We start from the raw sequence: 4,734 nt of genomic DNA on the forward strand, positions 1-4,734 counted from the left end.
AAGAAAAAGGAAGCAAAGCAGCATTCCAAGAAAGCACAGGTCTATCAGGCAAATGAAGGAGAAACTCTTGGAAAGAAAAAATCCCGTTTGAAGTTTGGTGAAGGGGAATCTGTGAAAACAGAAAAAACTTCTGTTGTCAAGAAAGCAGGAAGTGCAACTTCCGTAGCATTGCACCGTGAGATCAGCAAAAATGAAGACGATAATGCGGCGGTAGAAGGTGCCCATAAGTTAGAAGAAAGCGGCGAAGGTGTTTACCGGCTGGAACAGAGAAGTGCCAGACGCAGGAAACAGTGGGCATCCAGAAAAAGAAGCAGACTTGAAAGACAGGAAGAGAAACAGGCACAGGCTGCATCCCATCAGGAGCAGAAGAAGCTGAAAAAACAGATTCAAAAGCAACAGATCAAACGGGATTATGCCAAAGCGAAGCGAAGTGAACAGACAGTAGGAACAGCTACAAAAGGTACGATTGATTATATTAAGAAGATTGGCGGTAAGGTCACCAACTTCTTTAAAGAAAACCGGAAGGTGTATATCAGTGTAGCAGTTCTGATCGGATTGATGTTTCTGATCATAACGACTGTCACGTCTTGCTCTGCCGTGATTTTCCAAAATGTGATCACTTATACCGGAACCAGTTATCTGTCATCGGATCAGGCAATCCGGAAAGCGGAACTGTATTATACACAGCTGGAAGCTAATCTGCAGGAGCGGATCAACAACATGGAATCTGAAGAACCGGGACATGAGGAATACCGATATAACATCGGACCTATTGAGCATGATCCGTTTATCCTGATCAGTTATTTGTCAGCAAAGTATGAAGAATTTACCTTTGAACAGGTAAAGCCAGAACTGGATGCTCTTTTTGCATTGCAGTATCGGTTAGAAACAGAAGCAGTCAATGAGACTGTGACAGAGACAGCAACTGTAAGAGTTGGAGAATCTTTGGGACAGGTTGTGACCAGTGGGTATTGTAACTGCCCAATTTGTTGTGGTATTTGGAGCGGAGGACCGACTGCCAGTGGAGCATATCCAACTGCCAATCATACCTTAGCGGTAGATGCTTCCAATCCGTTTGTACCAATGGGAACAAAGGTAGTTATGAATGGTGTCGAATATACTGTAGAAGATACCGGAGCTTTCGCAAGATACGGTGTACAGTTTGATGTCTATTATGACAGTCATGCGGCAGCATCTGCACATGGACATCAAACATGGGAATGTTATCTGGCAGATGATAATGGAAGCAATGAAGTGGAAGTGACCAGGACAAGAGATGTAGATGTGCTGAATGTCACCTTAAATAGTGGAAACCTGATGTCAATCTGTCAGAACAGGCTGGGATTTTTCCAGAAAGAACTGTTCAGTGCCTACAACGATACAAAAGGCAACTTGCAGATGTTTGCAACACCGGTTGATTTTAACTGGTATTCCAGTGTGACCAGCTATTATGGATACAGGATTCATCCAATATCAGGAGCAAATCAGCTTCATAATGGTATGGATATCGGAGCACCGGAAGGGACAAAAGTAATGGCAGGGCTGACCGGAACGGTTACAACTTCTGCTTATAACGACAGCTATGGCAATTATGTTGTGATCAAGGACAGTAAAGGCTATGAACTGCGGTATGCACATTTAAGCAGCCGGAGTGTATCTGCAGGAGCATCCGTCACGAAAGGTGATGAGATAGGGCTTGTAGGAAATACTGGAAATTCTACAGGAAGCCATCTTCACATTGAACTTCTGAAAAATGGAGAGCGGTTAAACCCGATCTTTTATCTGGAAACAGGAGAAGGGGCAGGATTTGGCGGCAATGAATATACCAGTGAAGCAGCACAGCGTTTGTTAAATGAAGCAGCGAGATATCTTGGGACACCGTATGTGTGGGGTGGATATTCGCCAAGTGGATTTGACTGTTCTGGATTCGTAAGTTACTGCCTGACACATTCAGGTGTAAGGAATACAGGAAGATTAACGGCACAGGGATTGTATGACATTTGTACGCCGGTATCTCAGTCAGAAGCACAGCCAGGAGATCTGATCTTCTTTACAGGTACTTACGATGCAGGAGTTCCGGTAACGCATATCGGAATCTATGTGGGCAATGGTCAGATGATCCATTGTGGGCATCCGGTGCAGTATACGTCCATCAACTCTCCATACTGGCAGAGTCATTTCTATGGATTCGGACGATGGTAAGGAAAAGGGCGGTGTAACAGCCGTCCGGAACGGAGAAGCGATGAAAAGTCTTGAAAAAGCGACGGCAGATTATGAGAAAGCCAAGGAAAAAATGGAAGCATCCAAAGCCAGATATGAAGCAGATTTAAAGCGTTTCAAGGCTGCGGAGATAGCAAAAACAGAAGCGGAAAATCTGGAAATTGTAAAAATTATCCGTGCAATGGATATGAGCATTCCAGAGCTGGAAGCTTTCAAAAAGAGAATGAAAAATGAACTGCCAAATTTAGAGAAGATGAAACAGAAGAAATCTAAAAATAGCGTGAAAAAAGGATTGCTTGCGGCAACAACGATTCTTTGCTTGACATCGCCTATGTTGCAGACACAGAGTGTGTTAGCGGCAGAGAATACAGCACCCGCAATTACGATTGAAAAGCCAGATGGCTGGAGACAGGGGGAAACGGCAGTCGCAATTACTGTGGATGCCAGTCATATGCCAGAAGGATTTTCTATCACAAAAATTGAAGCGAAAGCTGGGAAAGACGGAAGCTGGCAGGATGTGACAGGGAATGGAAGTATTTCCATTACTGGTAATCAGACGGTCTATGTGCGTGTGACAGATGGTGAGGGGAAGGTCTATGAGCAGAATCGCTCTATTAAGTGTTATGACACAGAAAAGCCTACGCTTTCTGCATCTCTGACAGATGGTGTACTGACGATTCAGGGAAATGATACCGTTTCCGGCATTACTTCTGTGACAGTTAATGGCACCACTTATACAGATCTGAAGGATGGAATGCTGAGAGTGCAACTGACACAGAAAGATTTTACAACAAAACAGATTGAAATCACGGTAACGGATGGTGCCGGAAATACTTCTGAAAAGTATGTGTTGCAGAATCCTTATTATGAATGGGCAAAGAAGCAGGCAGAGAAACAGAAAACTTCAGGTGACAGCAATGGTGCGATGGCAACCACGACCAGTGCAGATGCAACTGGGACTGAGAAAACAACGACTTCACCACTTCCGCAGGATGCACAGGCTTCTGAGCCAACAGATGCAAAAGGAACTGTGGATGATCGGACAGTGACAGGTATTGAGGAACAGCTTAATAAAGAAGGCGAGACAGCAGATTCTGTTACCAAAACAGCTACGGAAGGCACAAAAGAGTTTTATACCATTTCAACTAAGAGTGGTAAGATTTTTTATCTGATCATCGACAATTCAAAATCTCAGGATAATGTGTATTTCCTTACCGAAGTCAGTGAGAAAGACCTGATGAACTTCACACTTTCTGATTCTGTGACACTTCCGGAAGTAGATATTGTTTATGCAGAACCAGAGAAACAGGCTGAAGAAGAAAAGCCGGAAACGACAGAGACAGATGAGAAAGATAAGGTAGAGGATGAAATTCAGATGCCAGAAGACAAAAGTTTGGCAGGGACTTATCTACTGATCGGATTGGTTGCTGTTGGAGCTGCGGCAGGTGGTTATTACTTGAAAGTCTACAAACCGAAACATGAATATGATGATGAAGATGAGATGGAAGAGGATGAAAATGAATCCGAAGATTCAGAGTCAGAAAAACGGGAGGTAGACGATGCAGATGAGCAGGAAGAACAGGAAAATGCAGGGACAGAAGTTTTGAAAGATGAAGATTTCAATGATGAGGTACTAGAAGATGAAGAAGAGGAGCAGGAGTAAATGAAATTAGTGATTGCAGAAAAGCCATCGGTTGCGATGGCACTGGCTTCCGTGCTTGGAGCCAGAACAAGAAAAGATGGCTACGTGGAGGGAAACGGTTATATCGTTTCCTGGTGCGTAGGACATCTGGTTGGATTATGTGATGCATCGGAATACGATGAAAAATATAAAAAATGGAGATATGATGATCTGCCGATTGTGCCAGAATGTTGGAAACATAAGGTATTGGAAGGTACGAAAAAGCAGTTTGGAATCTTAAAGAAACTTATGAGAGATTCCAAAGTAGATGAAGTGATCTGTGCCACTGATGCAGGACGTGAAGGTGAGCTGATCTTCCGTCTGGTGTATGAGCAGGCAGGATGTAAAAAGCCGATGAAGCGACTCTGGATCTCTTCCATGGAAGAACAGGCAATTAAAGATGGATTTGCGTCATTAAAAGACGGTTCGTGTTATGACAGTCTCTATCAGTCAGCTCTTTGCAGGGCAAAGGCTGACTGGCTGGTGGGAATCAATGCGAGCCGTCTTTTTTCTGTTCTGTATAACCAGAATCTGAAAGTTGGAAGAGTACAGACACCAACACTTGCCATGATCGTGGATCGAAATCAGAAGATCAAGGAATTTACCAAAGAGAAATATTATATGGCTCATATCAAATTTGACGATATGGATGCGGTCACAGAGAATTTTCAGAAAAAAGAAGATGCAGATAAAGTGGCTGCAGAGTGTCAGGAGCGCATGTGCGAAGTGGAGAAGGATGATGTGAAAGAGAAAACGGTCCGCCCTCCGAAGCTTTATGATCTGACCACCCTGCAGAGGGAAGCTAACAGAATGTTTGGCTATACCGCACAGCA

At 43.8% G+C, this 4,734-nt stretch carries 3 protein-coding genes; all 3 read left to right on the forward strand.

The features are described 5' to 3' along the window. A partial coding sequence (locus PGQ33_RS16490) for a CD1108 family mobile element protein (RefSeq protein WP_270206108.1) occupies window positions 1–2,202 on the forward strand: 2,202 nt, incomplete at its 5' end. After that, a complete protein-coding gene (locus tag PGQ33_RS16495) occupies window positions 2,183–3,883 on the forward strand; it encodes a DUF4315 family protein (RefSeq protein WP_270206109.1) in 1,701 nt (566 codons plus the stop codon). The genes PGQ33_RS16490 and PGQ33_RS16495, both read left to right, overlap by 20 nt. Further along, on the forward strand, window positions 3,884–4,734 hold an 851-nt coding region (locus tag PGQ33_RS16500), incomplete at its 3' end, for a DNA topoisomerase (protein ID WP_270206110.1).

Source organism: Coprococcus sp. AM100_B19A (assembly GCF_027662015.1).
Lineage (GTDB): Bacteria > Bacillota > Clostridia > Lachnospirales > Lachnospiraceae > Allocoprococcus > Allocoprococcus comes.

Excerpts from the sequence above, each read along its gene's own strand:
- PGQ33_RS16495 (WP_270206109.1), top strand. The coding sequence starts at position 2,183 with ATGGATTCGGACGATGGTAAGGAAAAGGGCGGTGTAACAGCCGTCCGG.